The 19,803-nt window shown below is 50.7% G+C and carries 13 protein-coding genes and 1 tRNA gene; 2 read left to right on the top strand and 12 right to left on the bottom strand.

Annotated features, from left to right (window positions below):
* The first annotated feature begins 165 nt into the window (after positions 1-165).
* Positions 166-1,836, top strand: a complete 1,671-nt coding sequence (locus tag BMW65_RS17210) for a glutamine--tRNA ligase/YqeY domain fusion protein (protein WP_090607231.1) — start codon at positions 166-168, stop codon at positions 1,834-1,836.
* A gap of 60 nt (positions 1,837-1,896) precedes the next feature.
* On the opposite strand, the gene metF is transcribed toward BMW65_RS17210, so the two are convergent.
* The 4 genes from metF to era all read right to left on the bottom strand — a co-directional run bounded on the left by metF (position 1,897) and on the right by era (position 5,093).
* On the bottom strand, positions 1,897-2,853 hold the full coding sequence (gene metF / locus BMW65_RS17215; RefSeq protein WP_090607232.1) for a methylenetetrahydrofolate reductase [NAD(P)H]: 957 nt from the start codon (positions 2,851-2,853) through the stop codon (positions 1,897-1,899).
* Positions 2,854-2,950: 97 nt separating this feature from the next.
* Positions 2,951-3,472 carry a ribosome maturation factor RimM gene (rimM, locus tag BMW65_RS17220; RefSeq protein ID WP_090607234.1) on the bottom strand — a complete coding sequence of 174 codons (522 nt, stop codon included), beginning with the start codon at positions 3,470-3,472 and terminating at the stop codon, positions 2,951-2,953.
* A gap of 103 nt (positions 3,473-3,575) precedes the next feature.
* Positions 3,576-4,097 carry a 30S ribosomal protein S16 gene (locus BMW65_RS17225; RefSeq protein WP_090607235.1) on the bottom strand — a complete coding sequence of 174 codons (522 nt, stop codon included), beginning with the start codon at positions 4,095-4,097 and terminating at the stop codon, positions 3,576-3,578.
* A 117-nt stretch (positions 4,098-4,214) separates the two neighbouring features.
* Positions 4,215-5,093 carry a GTPase Era gene (gene era, locus BMW65_RS17230; protein WP_090607352.1) on the bottom strand — a complete coding sequence of 293 codons (879 nt, stop codon included), beginning with the start codon at positions 5,091-5,093 and terminating at the stop codon, positions 4,215-4,217.
* Positions 5,094-5,207: 114 nt separating this feature from the next.
* Between era and BMW65_RS17235 the strand changes: the two genes are divergently transcribed.
* Positions 5,208-5,280, top strand: a tRNA-Met gene (locus BMW65_RS17235).
* Positions 5,281-5,392: 112 nt separating this feature from the next.
* Here the strand turns inward: BMW65_RS17235 and BMW65_RS17240 are convergent.
* From BMW65_RS17240 to BMW65_RS17275, 8 genes are all read right to left on the bottom strand, one after another.
* Positions 5,393-7,006 (bottom strand): calcineurin-like phosphoesterase C-terminal domain-containing protein, encoded by a 1,614-nt coding sequence (locus BMW65_RS17240; protein WP_218145444.1) that lies wholly within the window; start codon positions 7,004-7,006, stop codon positions 5,393-5,395.
* A gap of 98 nt (positions 7,007-7,104) precedes the next feature.
* Entirely contained in the window at positions 7,105-7,845 is a 741-nt protein-coding gene (locus BMW65_RS17245) for a DUF3823 domain-containing protein (protein ID WP_177181185.1), read from the bottom strand.
* Positions 7,846-7,882: 37 nt separating this feature from the next.
* Positions 7,883-9,787 (bottom strand): RagB/SusD family nutrient uptake outer membrane protein, encoded by a 1,905-nt coding sequence (locus BMW65_RS17250; protein ID WP_177181186.1) that lies wholly within the window; start codon positions 9,785-9,787, stop codon positions 7,883-7,885.
* 84 nt (positions 9,788-9,871) lie between these two features.
* Positions 9,872-13,024: a SusC/RagA family TonB-linked outer membrane protein gene (locus BMW65_RS17255; protein ID WP_090607241.1), complete on the bottom strand. Its 3,153-nt coding sequence runs from the start codon at positions 13,022-13,024 to the stop codon at positions 9,872-9,874.
* Positions 13,025-13,189: 165 nt separating this feature from the next.
* Complete coding sequence (locus BMW65_RS17260) at positions 13,190-14,710, bottom strand: RagB/SusD family nutrient uptake outer membrane protein (RefSeq protein WP_090607354.1); 1,521 nt, start codon at positions 14,708-14,710, stop codon at positions 13,190-13,192.
* Between the two features lie 12 nt (positions 14,711-14,722).
* On the bottom strand, positions 14,723-18,097 hold the full coding sequence (locus BMW65_RS17265) for a SusC/RagA family TonB-linked outer membrane protein (protein ID WP_090607243.1): 3,375 nt from the start codon (positions 18,095-18,097) through the stop codon (positions 14,723-14,725).
* 31 nt (positions 18,098-18,128) lie between these two features.
* A complete protein-coding gene (locus tag BMW65_RS17270; RefSeq protein ID WP_090607244.1) occupies positions 18,129-19,097 on the bottom strand; it encodes a FecR family protein in 969 nt (322 codons plus the stop codon).
* 59 nt (positions 19,098-19,156) lie between these two features.
* Complete coding sequence (locus tag BMW65_RS17275) at positions 19,157-19,795, bottom strand: RNA polymerase sigma factor (protein ID WP_177181187.1); 639 nt, start codon at positions 19,793-19,795, stop codon at positions 19,157-19,159.
* Positions 19,796-19,803: the final 8 nt, after the last annotated feature.

Below are 19,803 nucleotides of genomic sequence, written 5' to 3' on the forward strand. Positions count from 1 at the left end.
GCCGATTTAGCAGGAAAACGTAAAATTAGACATAAATGCTTCAAGATGGTTTATTTTTTAATTTTTATGATGGCAGGCTGTCGGCTGATAGCCTATAGCGGATTGCTTATCGCTTAAAGCATATTGCAATAAAAAAATCAGCCAACTAATAATTACCTTTGCGTCATGGTAAACGAAGAAAAATCACTCAATTTCTTAGAAGAAATCGTCGAAGAAGATATACATACTGGCAAACACGGTGGTAGGGTACTCACCCGTTTCCCGCCCGAGCCCAACGGCTACCTTCATATCGGGCATGCCAAATCCATTGTCCTCAATTTTGGACTGGCCCAAAAATATGGCGGCAAAACCAACTTACGGTTTGATGATACCAATCCGGTGACCGAAGAAACCGAATACGTAGAGAGCATCAAAAACGACATTAAATGGCTGGGCTTCCAATGGGCTGAAGAACTCTATACATCTGACTATTTCGATACGTTGTATGGCTATGCCGTAAAACTCATCGAAAAGGGGCTTGCCTATGTGGATGACAGCACATCGGAAGAAATTGCCGCTTCCAAGGGTACACCTACCGAATCGGGCAAACCTACTCCTTACCGCGATCGCAGCACGGAAGAAAACCTCCGCCTATTTGAAGCTATGCGTGATGGCAAATATCCTGACGGTGCAAAAGTCCTGCGGGCCAAAATCGACCTGGCCAATCCCAATATGCACCTGCGCGATCCGCTACTGTACCGCATCAAGCACGCACATCACCACCGCACTGGCAATAACTGGTGCATTTATCCGATGTATGACTTTGCACATGGGCAAAGCGATTCCATCGAGCAAATCACGCATTCGGTGTGCACACTTGAGTTTGTACCCCACCGGCCGCTCTACGACTGGCTCATCGAGCAATTGGAAATTTTCCCGTCAAGACAATATGAATTTGCCCGGCTCAACCTCAATTATACCGTGATGAGCAAGCGGAAGCTCTTGCAGTTGGTCAATGAACGCTATGTGGAAAGCTGGGATGATCCTCGTATGCCGACAATCAGTGGATTACGCCGCCGCGGATATACACCGGCAAGCATCCGCAACTTCTGCGAACGCATCGGCGTAGCCAAACGGGAGAATATCATCGATGTAGGATTACTGGAATTTTGTATCCGTGAAGACCTCAACAAAACCGCATGGCGTCGTATGGCCGTACTTGATCCCATTAAGCTGATCATTACCAACTATCCAGAAGACAACCAGGAAATATTGGTCGGTGAAAATAACCCGGAAGTGGAAGGCGGCGAAGGCGAACGCGACATCCCATTCAGCCGTGAGCTATGGATAGAGCGCGAAGATTTTATGGAAATTCCGCCGAAGAAATTTTTCAGGCTTGCTCCGGGGCTGATGGTCAGGCTTAAACATGCCTATATCGTCAAATGCGAGGATTTTGTGAAAGACACCGCAGGCAACGTCACTGAAGTACACTGCGTCTACATTCCCGAGTCCAAAAGCGGCGAAGACACAAGCGGCATCAAGGTAAAAGGCACCATCCATTGGGTAAGCGTACCACATGCCAAAACAGTGGAAGTAAGGCTGTACGACCGGCTGTTCAATGTGGAAAATCCCGCTGCTGACGAAAATTTCAAAACGACCATCAATCCGGATAGCTTACAAATCATTGAAAATGCGTACATCGAACCTGACTTGCTGAATGCCGTTCCGGGCAAGGGCTACCAATTTATACGCAAGGGTTATTTTACGCTTGATACCAAGTCTACACCCGAGAATCCGGTATTCAACCGTACAGTGACACTCCGCGATACGTGGGCGAAGGAATCACAGAAAGATTAGAAAAGAGCAAATGTTTTTGAGGTTGTATGGACAGCCTCAAAACATTTCCTTGGAAAGCCCTTAGAAAACAGCTTTGATAATCCGCTTGGTGGGTTTAGGATTGCCCATGGTATAAAAATGCAACACAGGCACCCCCATCTCCTTCAATTCCTTGCATTGTTGGATCATCCATTCAACCCCCACTTCCCGTACTTCTTGCTCGGATTTACAGGCTTGTACCGCTTCGCTAAGTTCCACCGGAATATCCAGGTGGAAGATCTTCGGCAGGCTAACTAATTGCTTGCTGCTGGTCAAAGGCTTCAATCCGGGAATGATGGGGATATGTATCCCGTTTTCCCGGCATTTATCCACAAATGCCTTGTATTTGGTATTGTCAAAAAACATTTGCGTCACGATGAAATCGGCCCCTAAGTCTACTTTCATTTTCAGATACTTGAAATCCGTATCCAGGTTTGGCGCTTCAAAATGTTTTTCAGGATATCCTGCCACACCGATACAGAAATCGGTTTTCTCCGAATTTTCCATATCTTCATGCAGGTAGCGGCCACTATTCATATTGACCACGTGCTGCAGCAAATCAGAAGCGTAGGCATGTCCCCCCGGCGTTGGTATAAAGGAGCTGTCGCTCTTGCGGGCATCACCACGCAGCACCAGCACATTATCTATCCCGAGAAATTGCAGGTCGATAAGCGCATTTTCCGTCTCCTCTTTGGTAAAGCCACCGCAAATAAGGTGGGGTACTGCATCTATCTTGTACTTGTTGATGATGGCTGCGCAGGTCGCTACCGTACTCGGTCGCTTCCGATAGGCCACCTTTTCCAGCAGGCCTGTAGGGTGCTGCTTATAAATATAATCTTCACGTAGGTAGGTCACATCGATGAAAGGCGGACTGAACTCCATCAGCGGATCTATCGCATCAAAGATAGACTGGATGCTCTGCCCTTTGACAGGAGGTAATATTTCAAATGAATACAGGGTTTTCCCCTTTGCTTTCTTGATGTGTTCCGTTACTTTCATATCGCCTATGGATCCTCCCAACGCAGAAGGCAGCCAAATATCTGAAATAGTTCATGGAATTACAACCCCTCGCCTCCAAACATTTCCGGAGGATCATTTACAGGTAAACATCCACTAAACCTTCTGGCAAATCCACTTCCAGCCGACCGCTTTCGGTGTCTATAGACACTATTAATTCATCATTCAGCGGGAACATCAACTCATTGCCCTTATAGCTTATCGTCGCTATGTACTGCTGGGGATACTCATGTATGTCAGCAATCTCACCCAACTCCCCATATGTCAAATCATGCACGACAAATCCTTTTAAATCGGTGATGCGGAAATCATCAGGGCGCCGCTCAGGCCATTTACTATTAGGCAGGTATACTTTTTTGCGGACCAGGGATTGTGCCTTATCGATATGGTCGACGTCTTCGAAAAATAAATACGCCGTGCGATTGGGTTGCAATTTAAGGCTTTCGACAAAGAAGGGTACCAGCTTCCGCTCCATTTCCAGAAACAACACATCCAGTTCCAACATCCCATAATCTTCAAACTCAAAAAACAACTGTACTTCGCCTTTGAGGCCTCTTGTTTTGCTGATGTACCCAATATAGAAGCTATCTGCCAACTCCATCGCTGTAAACTAATCTTATGATAAACTCTTCAAACACAAAAAAACCGCTTCAAGTGAATACATCACGAAGCGGCTTCTTATTTTTTCTGATTGAATAATATGCTTATTCGGCAGTCTCCGTCTCGTCGGATGCTGCAGCCTCTTCTGCTGGGGATTCTTCAGCAGGAGGTGTATTTTTAGCCTTGATAGCCTCGGCTATTTCCGCTTTCTTTTTTGCTTCAGCAGCCAATGCGGTTTTTTTAGCTTCTGTTTGGTTTTGCACTAAACCATCCTTTTTGCCCTGAATTTTGGCTTCTTTCCCTTTTAGCCAGTCTTCAAACTTAGCGTCGGCAGCAGCTTCATCAAAAGCTCCTTTTTTCACACCGCCCAATAGGTGTTTTTTATAGAGCACGCCCTTGTACGACAAAATCGCCCGGGTAGTATCGGTTGGTTGTGCGCCCTTGCTCAACCAGTCCAATGCCTTATCGAAATTCAAATCGATAGTTGCTGGATTGGTATTTGGATTGTAAGAGCCGATTCGCTCGATGAATTTACCGTCACGGGGAGCACGTGAATCGGCCACTACCACGTGGTAAAAAGGTTTTCCTTTTTTACCATGTCTTTGCAATCTGATTTTAACTGCCATTTTCTTTCTGTTAATTATGTATTCAACATAGTCCCCGGAGCTTTAGCCTGCGGGGCTGCAAAGATAATCAATTATTTAATAAATAAAATGTCTCTTTAGTTATTTTTTTCAAGGCCATCAGTGCTCATAACCAAACCTTTTGAGGTAATTGTCTTTCTTTCTCCAATCAGGGATTACCTTAACAAAAAGTTCCAAAAACACCTTTTTTTGTAGGAACTCCTCAATGTCTTCGCGGGCATAAGTGCCCACTTTCTTTATCATGCTGCCGCCCTTCCCGATAATAATGTTCTTTTGTGAATCACGCTCTACAATAATTTCCGCGCTGATGCGGTTGATGTGTGCTTCTTCTTTAAAGGCAGTGATGATTACTTCAGTGCTATAAGGGATTTCTTTTTCATAAAGCTTGAACACTTTTTCACGGATGATTTCCGACACGAAGAAACGTTCGTTTTTGTCCGTGAGCGCATCCTTTTCATAGTAAGGCGGATGCTCGGGAAGGTGCCCCAAAATAAAGGGCATCACTGCCGCGATATTATGCTCATGCAGCGCCGATATGGCAAAGATGGCTTGCGGATGCAGGGTTTCTTCCCAATAGGCGATCTTACTTTTGACTTCCGCTTCCGTCGACTTATCTATCTTATTGATGAGCACAGCCACTGGAGAATCTGTTTTCCGCAATTTCTCGATGACATCGCTTTCGTCGTATTTCTCCTGGATATCCGTCACCAGCAAGATGACATCGGCATCAATGAGTGAGCCCTCCACAAAGTTCATCATCGATGCTTGAAGTGTATAGGCCGGCTTGATGACACCCGGGGTATCCGAAATTACAATCTGGTATTCCGGTTCGTTCACAATTCCGATAATCCGGTGTCGGGTGGTTTGGGCTTTGGGGGTCACGATAGACATTTTCTCACCCACTAATGCGTTCATTAGCGTAGACTTACCTGCGTTTGGTTTTCCAATAATGCTCACGAATCCGGCTTTATGCGACATTTTTTGTAATTTGATTTGTTTTGCAAAGAAACAAATTATATCTTTGCAGTCCAATTCGGAAAAGGAATTAAAAAAATCCGGCAGCGATTGCAGGATACCATATAGAAGACATATTGCGGGGTGGAGCAGTTGGTAGCTCGTCGGGCTCATAACCCGAAGGTCATTGGTTCGAGTCCAATCCCCGCTACGCTGAAAATGAGGCGATTAACGAAAGTTAGTCGCCTCTTTTCTTTACAGCTTAACGATAGTAAAACATCGCGGCCCGACGACATCGCCGGGCCGCTTTTCACTGCCGGCAGTTATTTTACCTTTGGCAAGGGTTTTGGCTGTTCAATCTGTACGGCTTGTTCGCCTTGGAAGGTACGGCCAAACATATCAGTAGCCCTTACGGAAACTGTGTAAGTGCCAACAGGTAATTCCGCGCTGATGGCACCTCGCCAAAGGTGCGCACAGGGCACGGGGTTGGAGGGGCGTCTGCCCGGCATCAACTCATCGGTTAAGTCCCAATTGCGAAACCCGGTCAGGTACGATGGGTCTACCTCAACGATATGCTGCATGGCTATCCATTCGCCATCGCCAACCCGATACTCCACTTGGCTATCTTCTGCCCCCATGAAAAAATTGACAAAAAAATCCGCTCGTGTATCGCGGCGGTGAGCCACAACAGACGGGGCAAAGATGTTCATTTGGTAAGCGGCATCCTTCCCGGCAACCTTATAATCGATTGTGTATGCATTGCCGTCTACATTTAGGAAGGCATAGCCCTTTTCCGTTCCGTCACGCATCGTCGCGTAAGGTACATTGTTTTCATCCAGCTCTCCCGAATACCAATCGCCAGAGGTGGTGCCTGCGTTGTATTCGTGCAGCGGCTTCGCCCGCCGCCAACCCATTGCTTCGGTATAAAAATTTTGCCGCTGCAGGTGGGTATGCCCGCACATCATCATCACATGCGGGTGGTTTTTGAGGTATTCAAACAATTTTTCGCGATCTGCTTCCCGGAAAGAACGTCCGGCCATCGGGATATGGTACGCCAGCACAATGAGTTTCGATGTGTCGGTTTGCGCCACGTCATTTTCCACGAACTCCAGTTGGTCGTCACGTAACCCACCCCAATACCCACTGTTTTTCCGTGGATCGGGCGATAGGATATTATCCAATACGATAAAATGCGCATTGCCATATTCAAATGCATAGTTCGCAGGCCCGAAATGGCGCTCGAAACTTTCGTCGGTCAGTGAATCCACGCCCGTCTCCCAGTTCAGGTCATGATTGCCGACCATGTTGTACCACGGGATGCCGAGTGCGGCCATCTCGCGTTTATAATCAGCAAAGAGCAGCAGGTTGTCGCCCACCAAATCGCCCAGGCTAATTCCAAATGCTACGCGGTCTACCCCACTCACCTCTTCCAGGATTCCTTTGCGGAACCAGTCAATATCTTGCTGTGAATACACCTGCGGATCACCAAACACCAATGCCCGGAACTGCGAAGGTTCATGTTGGGGCACCAGGGCAAAATTAATCTCCTTGGGTAGTGATCCCGTCGGTGCCACGCCGGGATATTTCATCGTTTCAGGCGAACCCTCCGGCTTGTGGATGTAATAAAACCGGGGAAGCATCAGAGAGTCAACCGGCACACCATATCCCTGCGGTTTGATGACAAACACGATGTTGTCATTCCCTACTGGAAGCGTATAACGCCCGTTGGCATCGGTCTTTGCCACATCCCGTCCGTTGCTTACCGACACGTTTGACACGCCCGGCTCCCGCCGATCACGCTTACCGTTGCCGTTTTCATCAACATAAACGTACCCTGTGGCCGTTTGTGCCATTGCCACGGTTCCGTTAATAAGGCAGAATGCCAGTACGCACGCCATATACCATTGGCTGCATCTTTTTAATTGTATTGTGTTCATATACGTTGTTTTTGCATGCTGTGTTTGTATACTGATCTTCAACGATCACCCCGGCGGGACAAGAGCATGCCTGCCGGGGGTGATCGCGATTCAAGGTGTCAGGGCATTACCAGTTTTATCGCTTCGCTGAAGTTATACGCCTCAGGGACTTCCCCGTTCATCGCCCCTCTTACCCCTACGCGTACAAAATAGGTGTACCCGCTTTTGAGTGACACGTTGTTGGACGCGATGGAGGTGATCGATGCGTTGTTTGCCAGGAAATTGGCGGCATTGGTACCTGTCAAGACGGGGGTCAGCCGTGTGTCGTAGTTGTTGGAACCCACGTATTGGGTCGTGCTGATGAACAACACGGCTTGGCTCAAGTTAGCCTGATAGGCCGGATTGCTGGTACCCCTGGTGACGCGCACGTTGGCGGTCACCGTACCGTCTCCATTGGGCACCAATGCGGGTTCCCGCCATTCCACGACGAAGAAAGGCTCCACAACGAAGTTTACTTCGGTGTTGCCGCTTATTTGAACGCCTTCCTGGCCAGCTACGGGCACAAACGGCCCTTGTGGTACCATCGTGTAGGTGCTGGCAAAAATTTTATTGTTCGCATAACTTCCATCCATCCCCACATTGAGGTAATATTCTGACGGATTGTCGCTAAACCCATAGTCCAGCATCTTAATCCGTACTGAACTTGCTCCGGCATTGGCATAGACCGGCCGGCCGTTGGCATCTACAATCTGTCCGTGTACGGTTTCTTGGGGGGCACCGTAATTATCTACCTTTAGGCATGAGCTGAGACAGCACGCCAGTGCTACTGAAAAACCGTATATCAACTTTTTATATTTCATAATCATCTCTTTTTATGTACCATCTATTTACTTTCTATCAATATCCTGGGTTTTGGATCAGCATCGGGTTTCTGCTGATCTGGTCTGCGGGAATATCCACATAATACCAGAGCTCCTGGAATACGCGGTCGGCATTGCCAAGCTCCACACCCTTCACATCGAAGAACCATTTGTCTTCCGATGGCACATAAAATGCCAGTGCGCCTTTGAGTCTCCGCACCGGGTTATCGGGAAACATATCGCTGAACACACGCCAGCGCACCTGATCCCAATACGCCTTGCTTTCAAATGCAAGTTCTTTCCGGCGCTCACGGCGGATCGTCTCCCGGTTCAGTTCAGCGGAACCCGCCATGAGGTTGGCCCCTGCCCTGCGACGGATGAGCTGAACCGCCTCAAATGCCTCTTCGATGTAATTTCCACCATCCTGGCCCAGCTCATGGAGTTCATAGGCTGCCTCCGCACGCGTAAGCAGCACTTCGGCATACCGCATATCCACCCAATCGGATTCCGAACGGAAGTTATCCACCTCTGCCGGCGGGATCGTTGGATCCAACAGTTTCCGTAGGTGGAATCCCGTCCTCGAACCCCGGTTCTCACTGCTGAATGCCCCACTTAGACCAGCCGCACGCATACGTTGCCCGTTGGGCAACGTATAGTATTGTTGTTCAATGTTGCTGATTGAGGTTAATAAGTTGGGATTTGAATTATATAAACTAAAATTATCGTTGATATCATACAACTTGGTTAACCCATCTACGGGATACGTGCCGGTATAAATGCCACGATATACCTCAATGGGTGACCCTTTGTAACTATCTCCGGGTAAGATGACGGTCGCTCGCAAACGCGGTTCGGCATGTTCGAAAGGGCCCATCGTGTTGTCATACAAAATATACCGGTTGTTCTCATCCACGAAATCGCCGATCCCGTCAAACTCACTTACCAAATCGTAAGAAGGGGTCAAACCTCCAGAGAGGCCGCCAATGGCATACTGCAACGGACCGTAGATCGCGTCCCACGAATGGGGCAGTTCCGGATAGCGGAAGTACCGCACAAAAATCGACTCGGAATTGGGAACCCGCTGATAAAGGTTCATGAAGTTGTTATATTGCGCTTCGGCGTTGCCTTCCTGCCACTCATTCATATACAGGCTGTAGCCCCCTTCATCAACAATTTTGGTAGCTTCATATGCCTGCCGGTAATAGTCGGCAGCCCGCTCAGCGGGGATACCACAAACGAGTGCGCCGCCATTCCGGGTATCCGTATGGCGGATCGTGCTGAAATTGGCAATGGAAGCTGCATGCAGCATGGCGTGTGCTTTATACGCGGCAGCAGCATACCGGTTGAAACGACCGTCTTCCGAGTCGCCGCGCATGTGATCGACCGCATATTGGAAATCCTCCGAAATCTGATCCCAAACCTCTTCTTCCGAATTGCGGGGCAGCAACGCGGCTGCGTAGTCATCAATGACCTCATTGACAATAGGCACTCCGCCGTAGCGTTTGGCCATGGTCATGTAGGCAAAACCGCGGATCATACGCGCCTCGGCGATCCAGTGCTCCACATTTTCAGGGTCGTGATAATTCGCATATTCCATCAGCGTACTGATGAATACGTTCACATCACGGATTAGTGCATAGCCTTCTTGAAACCAATGCGCCGCCGGACGCATCTGCGTATCGCGTCCCACAGCCTCACCAGTGATGCCACCTACGTTGTGCGTAACACGCTCGTTGTTCCACGCCCGATTGTGGGAGTAACGGTAATCCTCCAGTGGCAGGGATGAATACATCCGCGCGAAGTAGGCCGTGATGCCATTTGTTGTGGTAAAAATATCTTCGTTTGTCACCAGGTTCACCGGCGGAATGTCCAACCGTGCACAGGAGACAAACACGATGGTGGTTACCATCACCATCAGTAATTTTCGACAATAATTTTTCATTTGGATAATTTGTTTTTTTAATGGCAATGAAGCTTGCATAAATTGCTCATGTCCTTTTTGGCAATTTATGCAGGTCTCATTTTCTTAAAATTTGCAGGAAAGACTAACATTATAAGTTCTATTCAACGGATACATGTATCCGCCCTGGTCCTGAGGATGTTCTGGGTCCACAAAATCCACCGGCGAGAACGTTAGCAGGTTGTAGCCACCTACCGATACCCGTGCGCTGCGGATACCAACCCACCGGATGGCCGTCGCAGGCAAGGTATAGCCCAGTTCGGCATTCTTCAACCGGATATAGCGGTTGTTGTAGACGCTAAACTCCGATTCCGAACCCGGATACGGCGACCCGGGCATGGGATAACGGCCTTCAATGAATTCGGTTTGTTGATCATACGGATTGGCATGCGGATCCACCGGCCGCCAACGATCAAGAAAACGATCGTGTGTATTGTCGTAGCCCGACCAGAGCGGCTGCCGTAGGATCTCATTGTAATACACATTGGCCATTCCCGCACCTTGCCACAGCATAAAGAAGTCCAGTCCTTTATACGACAGGCTTCCGGTAATTCCATAGTTCAGTAACGGTTGTGGCCCAAAGCCCATCGGATGCCGGTCCATATCATCGATAATTCCATCACCGTTCCAGTCCTTATGGTAATAGTTGCCCGGCAGCTCATTCCTGCTGCTGTATACGGGGAATTCGGCTATTTCGGCAAAACTGCGATATTGTCCGCCTGCTTCCATCCCCCACCAGATGTTGGTGTACCTGTTCTGTGAATTATTCCGCCAATTGTGGTAGTGGCTGCGGTCAGCTGCCCGTACGACCGTCCGGTTACTTATCCGGGTCAGTGCCAGGTTGCCGCCGATCGTATAGCTGACGTTGCCGACCGTGCCACGGTGGTTCAATGCCAGTTCATACCCCTCCGACCGGTCGGAGTTGAGATTTTCCTGTGGAAGCAACGCCCCGATGATACTCGATACGTCTCCGCGATACGCATACATCCCGCTACGGTTTCTTCTGAATACATCAAAAGTAACGCCCAGCATGCCATCCCACATTTCCATATCAAAGCCGGCATTGAACATATCTGATTCCATCCATGTGATGCCCAGATTTGGTATGCCCGTGCTGGCCGCTCCGTTGATAAAGTTACCGCCGAAAAATGTGGCCGTCGCTGGATACGAATAGCCACTGACGAATTGGTAATTCAGACCGGAGTCATCCCCCATCCGGCCATAAGAAGCACGTAGCTTCAGGTTGTTGATGATATCGAGGAAGGAATTCTTCCAAAAGCCTTCCTCCGAAATCCGGTACCCAAACGACGCCGACGGGAAAAATCCCCAACGGGCGTTAGACGGAAACCGAGAAGAGCCATCTGCTCGCAACGCCGCTTCCAACAGGTATTTCCCTTTGTAGTCGTAGTTTAGGCGCCCGATGTACGATTGGTAGGCGTACTCGTACCGTTGATTCGGATCCATATACGCCAACTGGTTATCGGCGTCTCCGGCGAACAGCTCGTCCAAGTCCAGCCGCAGTTGCCGAGATGCGTAGAATCCGTCGCCTTCCTGCCTGCGCCCTTCATGCACAGCAACAGCATTGATGTGGTGACTGTTGTTGAACGTCCGTTCATAGCGAAGCGAAAACCGGTATATCGACAGCATCTGTTCGCCGAAATCCCTCCGGATGGAGCTCGGACTGCTCATCAAGTACGTACCGTATGTACCGGTTGATTCGTCGTAGCGGAACTGCTCGTATGCCTGCGAATAGTTTTTCTCTTGGTTGTTGTTATAATCGTAGCTGTAAAACACTTCGGCGCTCAGTCCTTCCAGAAACGGCGCTTGGTAGTTCAGGGATGCCGAAGATTGGAATGATCGGTTTTGGTACCGGATGTACCCCACATAGTCCTGATCGATCCACGCCACCGGATTGTTTGCTTCAGAGATGGTGGTGTGGTAGTAATAAGGGGCGGTATTGTTTGCGTAGATGGGGTCTATCGAAATCTGACGCCACGTGGCCCGGATGATGTCGTTGCTGCTGAACTGCGTCCTGTTCCGCTGGTCGGTGGTCGCATTGGTCTTTAGGTCGAACGTCAGGTCGTCGGTCAGCTTGGAGGTCAGGTTTGCCCGCAGGTTGAACTTATCGTAGTCAAAACCGCGGTCGCTGTTGAAGAAGCTCTCCTGAAACTGGTAGCCGAGGCTTGTGAAATACTGGGTCCTACTGTTGCCGCTGGAGATGCTCAGGTTGTGCTGCCCCTGCGGTGCGCTGTTCCGAAACACCGCATCGTTCCAGTTGGTCGACTGCCGTTCGCCAGACAGGAACTCGTCGAGCAGCTCCTGGGAATACCGCCACGTACCGTCGCCATTCACACGATTCATGTCCAACTCGTTGGTCAGCCGGATATAATCGGCGGCACTGATGGTATGGGGCATTCCCGCCATCGTCTGCCAGATCATACTTCCACTGTAGTCCATATTGAAGGTGTTGTCTGCGGCCCCCTTCTTGGTGGTCACCAATACTACGCCGTTCGCGGCCTGCACACCGTAGATCGCCGCCGACGCGTCTTTCAGCACCGATATGCTTTCGATATCATTGGGGTCCAACCGTTGGATGTTATCGCGCGGCACCCCGTCGATAATGACCAGCGGGTTTCCCATGCCACGGATATCGATGGAGGTACCGAACACGCCGGGCTCACTGTTCTGCTGCCTGACACGCAATCCCGGGACTCTCCCGGTAAGGGTATTCAGTGGATTTTCGTTTTTAGTCTGAACGATCTCAGCATGTTGTATGGACGCCACGGAGCCCGTAACCGTGGCCCGCTTTTGGGTGCCGTAACCAACGACAACCACCTCGTCCATGTTAATAACGTCGGGGAGCATGACCACATTAATACTCATTTGGCCCGATACGGCAATTTCCTGATACTTCATGCCGGAAAACGAAAACGTCACGGTAGCATCCGCCGGGACATCCTGCAACCGATAGTATCCGTCGATGTCCGTGCTGACGGCATACGACGTACCTTTAATGGAAACGGTAACGCCGGTGAGCGGGTCGCCCACCTCATCGGTCACGCGGCCGGTCACCGACGAGGGTTGTTGATTTGAATCAGAAGCGCTGGCGTATGATCGTCCGGATGTGATGCTGCCCAGCGATAAAGCAAGCGTGGTGACGATCAGCGAAAAAAGATAAAGGGTGTTGCATCGGAGTATCCGATATAAATTAAATCTCATACTTTTGTAAATGTTTAATATTACTTAAGGCAAGTAGTGTTTAACGCTCTCGGATTGCTGCTGGCAGGCGGCAATCCGTATTTCCATTGTTACGGATGTTCAATTAGGGTATTTTGTCTTTCAGCATAGTCAGTTTAATTTTAAGTTATTGATTGGTGATATCCATTACCACCCTTGATTCTGTTCCAATTGATTATTTGCGTCCATTTCTGTTTGTGGAAACGGCCACAACAGGTACTTTTCGGTCATCGTTGCCCCGCTTTCATTGGTAAAACCCACGGCATCCACAAAGCGGTTGGCATGCAGGCTGTACGCCTTGCGCGTGCGTTTTATGTCAAAGTATGCTTTGTTTTCGAAGCACAGCTCATGGTACCGCTCCTTCCATACCAGGTCGCGGAAACTGGCTTGCGTCAGTTGGCCCGCTTCGGGCGTGACCAGCGTTGCTCGGTCCCGGACACGTTTTACCAGGCCCACAGCCGCTTCAGTTGGCCCTGCTACCTCGTTGGCAGCCTCCGCATAAATCAGCAAGACCTCGGGAAGCCGCATCAATGTCCAGTTCAGGTCTGAATTGCCGTCGCCCCGAATACCGCCGGCTTCCTCCAGCCAGTATTTGTACAAGGCAAATTCACCGAAGTTTACTTCACCGGACCCGTCCCGGGCTTGATGGCTCGTAAAGAAAAACTGCTTTTCCAAGGCTCGTTTATCACCAGGTTCATACGATTCCACAAATTCGCGGCGGGCGACAATTCCTCCCTGCTCCTCGATGCGTGTTATCCCCGCCCCCTGAGGCACCACCAGCGAAACCATGCGGTTGGTGATAATACCAGCGGCATACTGGACCTGCAAGATAAACTCCCCTTGGTTTTTGTGCATGCGATCGTGCAAATAAGCATAATCATCAAACAAACTGTACGCCCCAGTGGCAATCACCTCACCGGCCGTTACCATGGCCAGCTGGTAATACGCCGTGCCCCGGTTCAACGGATAGCCGGCCATGGTGAGGTATACATCGGCCAACACGGCTTTCACGGCTCCACGTGATATCCTGCCTGTGCCGTCACGGTCGGGCAACCCACCTGCTTCTGCCTCCTTCAGATCATGCACAATCACCTCGTAGATCGCGTCGATGGGTGATTGTTTGGGATACAGCAACGGGCTGCTGGCCAACACTGGGGTTGTAATCAATGGCACCTCCCCGTACAAGCGCACCAGGTAATAATAAAAGTACGCGCGGAAAAAATAAGCTTGGGCAAGCAAAGACGCCTTCCGTGCCGGATCCATCCCGACATCCGGAATCCGCTGGATACACAAGTTTGCGTTGGCGATGCCGGCATAAAGGTTCACATACATCGACCGGAAGACAGGGTCGCTGGTTGCCGCATTATGCCGGATCATGTTGTTGTTGTTTATACTCGACCCAAGTGTGGATGAGTGGCCCACAATAAGTTCCAGCGATATCCACGGTGCCTCCCCATAGCCGTCCCTGCTTTGGAATACACTACGAAGGAATGTGTACAGGGCATCCACTGCCGAGACAGCCTGCTGTTCATTCTTAAAATAACGATCGACTGTCATCGTCGTCGCACTATCTTCCTGGAGGAAATCACTGCATGCCGCAACACCCAAGGTCAGGCAGGTGGCGAATATGCCCACCAACATTCCATTTCCTACTTTGTTACTTACCATCGCTACCATCATTTAAAGTTCCAGCCGCATGCCGAGCATAAGTGTGCGGGCTTTCGGATAATCATGAAACAAAATTCCCTGTGAAAAAGCATCGTCAAACGTGCTCACTTCCGGATCATAGCCGTCGTATTTCGTGATCAGAAAAACATTCTGTGCCGACAAAAACAAGCGCAGGTTCCGCAACCCGCCCCGCGCTACGATGGATGCCGGCAACGCGTAGCTCAGCATCACATTCTTACCCCGTATGAACGAGCCTTCGTACAGGTGGTTGGTGGCCACGCGTGAATCATAACCCGCAGCATTCGGGCGCCATTGTGCATAGGGTGTATGCTGGTTTTCCGGTGTCCATGCCTGCAATATCGTTGCAAAGCTATTTGCCGTGCCGACCCGATCTTGTGCGGTCTGTGCCGAAAGTTTAAACACATCGTTGCCATATGAATACTGAAGTTCAACCATCAGTTCAAGGTTTCGGTAGCGGAAGGTATTGACTAATGAACCATAGTAGTCGGGTATGCCCTTACCAAGCACCTTCCGGTCGTCGTTATTGATCTGCCCGTCGCCATTCAAATCCACATAACGCAGGTCACCGGGCTTCTTACCGTACCGTGCGGCCTCCGCCGCATCGGCCGTGCCCCAGGTACCCTTGGCCACAAAACCATAAAAAGAACTGATCGATTCGCCTACACGTAGGATGACGGCACCCAGCGGATCCATCACGATATCTTCGTTGTTCACCCCCAACGCGTTGATCTCGTTCTTGAGGTATGCACCAATGAAGCGCGTATGCCAGGAGAAGCTGCCCCGAGCCGTGTTTACAGAACTGACTGTGAGTTCGATACCCGAGTTCTTCAGGCTTCCAATGTTTCTGGTCATGGATACAAACCCGCTTGAAGCCGGGATAGGGGCCTCCAACAGCAGGTCGCTGGTATGCTTCACGTAAAAATCAGCCTCAACAGCCAGCCGACCATTGAATAGTCCCAAGTCGGCACCTATATTTAGTTGGGATGTCTTCTCCCACTTCAAGTCCGGGTTGGCAAATGTAGCCATCAAGGTGCCCGTGCTCCGTGTCCCATTAAATATGTAAGACGCTGTACCTAAATTGGCCAATGAGCGGTACTCGCCTATTTCCGAATTGCCGGTGAATCCATAGCTCGCCCGCAATTTCAGGTTATGGATGGATGCCACATCGGTCAGAAACGGTTCTTCGCTGACTCGCCACGCCAGCGCGGCAGACGGGAAAAACGCATACTTATTTGCCGACCCAAAGCGTGATGAACCGTCGTAGCGCCCGGTTAGCGTGAGCAGGTAGCGATTATCATACCCGTAGTTTATCCGCGAAAAATAAGAGGCCATCTGCCAAGCCGTCGTTCCCGAGCTTGGCGACTGCGGTGTAGCCCCAGCGCCAAGGTTGTTCCACCAGTAGAAATCATCCGGCATGTCCTGCGTGGTTGCCGCCCATCGTAAACTGTTAAAGCGCTGGTATTCCACACCAAGCATTGCATTCAATTGATGGGTTTCATCAAGTTTAGGTTGGTACATCAGGCGATTTGTCCATTGCCAAAAAAGATCTTCCGATGCAGCAATCTGTGCATAGTTTCTGCCCAACCCACTCGCATACAGGTCTGATTGGGTGCTGTTGAAGTGTGGCACATGCTGATTACGGATGTTCGTGCCGAATGTCGTATTGATGGCCAGCGCTGGCAATACCTCCATAGTTGCATATACATTGCCGTTCAACGCATTAAACTTATAACGCCTCACGTTTTCATGAAGCTGCGCAAGCGGGTTATCTCCACGTTCCAGCCCCTCATAGTCCGTGCGGTACCCATAGGTGCCATCCGTATAGCGGTACGGGATAAATGGCACCATTTCAATCATTTGCCTGGTCACGTTATTGGCACCCTGCAATTCGTCGGCGCGCTGCTCGGTGTTGCGCGAGTAAGCCATCGTCGCACCAATCTTCAGTCCTTTTTTCAGTTGTTTATCCAGCACCCCACGGAAGCTGAACTGCTCCTTGCTTGTTTCGCGGATAATCCCGTTCTCCCGCGTATAGCCGCCAAACATGCCGTAGTTTGCCTGATCATCTCCCCCGCTCCATGCCAAGTTATGCTGTTGGCTAATCGCATTCCGGGTAACGGCATCTTGCCAGTCGACATCGTAAAGCGGCCGAGGTATCCCTGCATCATCCAAAAAAAACAGTTCCGGCCGACCGGCGGTGTTTCCTACCAGGTATTGTTTTCGTTTTTCAAGCGGATTGCGGTATTTTCCCTCAGCAAATCCCAAGGAATCAAACTTAGCCGCGTTGCGGTACGACTCGTCTTCTACCATTAGCCATTCCGCTGCGTTCAGCACCCGCTGCTTGCGCACCATCCGCCCCACGCTTACGTAACTATCGTAGTTGAGCCCTCCTCCTGCTCCGCCACGTTTGGTGGTGATGAGGATGACCCCGTTGGTTCCTCGGGTGCCGTAAATGGCCGTGGCGGAGGCATCTTTCAGCACCTCGACGGAAGCCACATCGTTGAAATTGACGGTTTCGATGCCCGCCGTAAGGATGACTCCATCTACCACATAGAGCGGGTCGCTGGAGGCATTGATGGAACCATAGCCACGTATCCGCACACGCGTGCGCCCGCCGGGTCTGCCGCTGTTGGTATATACATCCACACCGGCCAGCCTACCCGCGAGCCCTTGCTCTACACTGATTGCCTGCCGTTGGCCCAGCGTTTCGGCCGTGACACGACCTACCGCACCGGTGAGATCCGCTTTCCGCTGCGTACCGTAGCCTACCACCACCACCTCATTGAGGTTACCCGGATCGGCGGTCAGCGAAATATTCGCGGACACCTCCCTCGCCTGCTTTACGACAACGCCAATACGCTGTGTTTTGAATGCGACATGCGAAACCTCAAGCACATGGCTGCCTTCCGGTAAAGCGATTGAATACTTCCCCTCGGCGTCTGCCTTCACTTCCCTGCCCATACCCAGGGCAGCCACGGAAGCACCCGCCAGCGGCACCCCCTGTTCGTCGGTTACGCAGCCTGCCACCTGTCCCTCGGTTCGTTTTTGTTCACGGGTCGTCAGGGCCACCAAGCTTTTTATCTGCCGCATGTTCAGTTGCTGTGCCTTCATGATGCGGGTAAGTGCGTCAAACAAGCTAATCTGTTCCGTAATGGATGCGGTAATCACCCGACGGCCAATCTCATCGTCATAGTAAAAGCTGATAGTGGATTGCTTCTCAAAGTCGGCAAGCAGCGCTCCCAACGAAGACGTCCCCGATCTCCAGATTACTTGGATGTCACGCAGGTTTTGGCACTTTGCCTCCAAGGCCAGAAAGGTGCCCAGCCCCGCCATCGCCGTAGTCATTATCCGCAACATCAGCTTTGACATTTTCCTTTAATTTGATTATCGTTATTCCAGATCAATACAACGTTACTTGCTCGCCGGATATGCTGAACTCGAAACCTCCAGCCACAGCCAGTACTGTCAGCACCTCGTGTAGGCTTTCATTGCGCACCCGCAGCGAGAGCCGTTTGTTTTTCAACCCGGGTGTATCAATCCGAAACGAAACCGCGTACCAACGTTCCAGTTGCTTCACAATTTCGGGCAACGGCTGTTCGCGGATCACCAATATGCCTTCCTTCCAGGTCAGTACCGATTCATCCAGCTGATCCATCACTTGAATACTTCCGGTTTTTGCAGCTACGCTTACCTGCTGCCTTTTGCTGATTTCAATACGGTCGACGGGCGTGCGCACGGATACGCGCCCTTCGGCCACCGTAATCATCCGGTGTTCATCATCCCGGTAGTTGCGCACATCAAAGGACGTACCCAACACCTGCACGGTGCAATCGTCCATATGAACTACAAAAGGGCGTTGCGGGTCAGGACTGACCGCAAAAAAAGCCTGTCCTTCCACATCCACTTCCCGCTGCGGTCCACGGAAGTCCTGCCGGTAACGCAACCTGCTGGCCGAACCCAGCCAAACTTCAGATCCATCGGCCAGCCTGATCAGCTTCCGTTGCCCCGGCGCGGTTACGTGTTCCGCAACCGTTCCAGCGCGGCCGGGTTGCCGTAGTTGGTTATCCAGCCGGCCTTCCAGCACCCACCAGCCGCATAACCCAACCAGCAGGGTCGCGGCTGCGCCCAGCCATATACGCCAACGCCCGGTCCGTGCGGGCCGATTTCTGGTACTGGTTATTGCGATCAACCGTTCTTCAAACCGTTTGACGTCCTCGTCATCGTTGAGCCATGCCGGTGTGTCTGCTTGCTGTTGGTCAAACCACGCATACCACCGCTCTACGATGAACCGTTCGCCCCGCGTAGCCTGCCTACGCTGGTAGCGTTGAATTAACGCTTTTAGAAATGCAGAGTTAACGTGCTTCGCCATTTACGCCAACAGGACAGTCAGCAAGGCAATTGGTATATTTCGAAAGCAAAAAATAATTGTTAATTTTCTGTAATCATCCGCAGGATGGCGAGTAAAACGAGTGGATGGATTTCAGGGTGGCTCATTGAAATAGCCTCCCGGATCCGCCGGCTGGCTTCCGTGCGGTAGCTCTTCACGGTTTGGTAAGCGAGCCCCAGCGCCTCGGCAACCTCTTTCAACGAGTAGTCCTCCTGTTCGAGTACAAATACTCGTCGCATATTTTCCGGTAACCGATCCACCGCCGAGGCGATGGTACCCGCAAGTTCCTTTGCCGCCAAAACCTCGAAGACAGACTCCTGCAGCTGCTCGAAGCGGGTAGTCAGGTAATCTTCCGATTGCCGCTTCAACTTAGACCGGAGGAACGCATTGAAAATTCGGTTTCGTAAAGCAACATCCAAGTACGTCCGGATTTCCCCAGTAATATGCAGTGTTTCTCGTTTTGTCCAAATTTCAGTAAACAGCTCTTGCACGATATCCTCGGCGTCTTCGCGCACCTGCAGCCTGCGAAACGCGAGTTGCCTCAATCGGCTGGCATGCGCACGCACGAGAGCATTGAAAGCTGTTACGTCGCCATTACGCAGCCCCTCTTTCAACGTATTGTCAGTTGTTTCGATGAGCACGGAATTAACCTTTATCTTAGTCGCTGTCAAAATTGACATAATCTGCT

Source organism: Parapedobacter koreensis (assembly GCF_900109365.1).
Taxonomy (GTDB): domain Bacteria; phylum Bacteroidota; class Bacteroidia; order Sphingobacteriales; family Sphingobacteriaceae; genus Parapedobacter; species Parapedobacter koreensis.